Here is a 1,155-nt window from a genome sequence, read left to right on the forward strand (position 1 = left end):
CGTAGGGGGATATCAACCCATTCCACCCGTCGCACCCTGATTACTGCCTTGTCCCGTTCTGGGGTGTCTATCCCGGTGCTGAAAAAAATCACGGGGCACAAGAATGATCGCGTGTTGCTTCGATATGTAGAGGTTGACCCCGAACAGCTCAGCAATGCGATCGCGCTACTCTGATTCCCTTATCCCCAACTCAAAACCTTTAAAATTTATGAGACACTTAAATTTCAGACTTGCGGAAACCGGGGAACTCCTATCCCTGGACGGATTCAACCGCGATACAGTCTTAACCCGGGCATTGATTGGCGACAGCCGCGGTACCCTAAAATTTCCCGATGTCCAACACCTTTTTTCCGGTTACGCCAATTACACGGTTCCCGGGTTACCAATCAATGACAGCGAGTTAATCCGGGGGTTGGATCTGGTATCCCCCCGGTGCGAGCGCGTCTTTCTGTTCCCGGCGAGCGAGATGCACGGGGCGATCAAGTTTAAAGAGATTGCCGAACGCAAGGATCAGCCGTTCGAGGATCGGTTCCTAGAGTTTCAGGCAGAGGACCGCTACTGTGTGGGGAATCTTCACTATCTGAGTGTTAAAACTGCCGACATGGATATCTTGCTTGAGAATTATCTGGAGCTCGCTGCATGGCTTCTAGCGAAATATCCGAATGTCTATCTAGTCCCTGTTGTTAACAGGTTTTTTGGGGTTAAAATCCCGTTCGCTTTCCGAGCCTATCCAGAACTGAAGAAATTAGATCGCTGCCTTGACTTAGATTGGCTTGACCCTAACATCTCTGAGCTTTGGGCTGATGTGCAAGGCCATTTGTCATCGGTTGCATGGACAAAATTAAAGGATCAGATCGAGGGAGTGTAACCCGGTGCCCAGGTGCGATCGCTCCCGGGGAATCTTGGCGGCGATCGCAACTCAACCTTACCCCCTCCCCCTGGCCCCTGTTCTATAGCATTGAAGGGGAGGGGAAAAAGAGGGCAATGCTATAGAACATCGAGGAGAAGAATTCAGGGCGATCGCATCTAACCCAGCATCATCAGAATTGCATTGACTGATTCGCGACGGGCGATCGCATTCTCAACCGCCTCTAGTTTTTTGCGGGGTAGGTAAATCGTGGTGATGCGATCGCCCTCTCTCCACTGGTAATGGTA

At 51.0% G+C, this 1,155-nt stretch carries 2 protein-coding genes; both read left to right on the forward strand.

What is annotated here, in order from left to right; genetic code table 11:
* The first annotated feature begins 9 nt into the window (after positions 1 to 9).
* Complete coding sequence (locus NG833_RS31045; RefSeq protein WP_375293948.1) at positions 10 to 174, forward strand: tyrosine-type recombinase/integrase; 165 nt, start codon at positions 10 to 12, stop codon at positions 172 to 174.
* A 34-nt stretch (positions 175 to 208) separates the two neighbouring features.
* Complete coding sequence (locus NG833_RS24635) at positions 209 to 868, forward strand: hypothetical protein (RefSeq protein ID WP_254567918.1); 660 nt, start codon at positions 209 to 211, stop codon at positions 866 to 868.
* Positions 869 to 1,155: the final 287 nt, after the last annotated feature.

The sequence above is a fragment of the Oscillatoria sp. HE19RPO genome (assembly GCF_024220515.1).
Classification (GTDB): Bacteria; Cyanobacteriota; Cyanobacteriia; order Cyanobacteriales; family Laspinemataceae; genus Laspinema.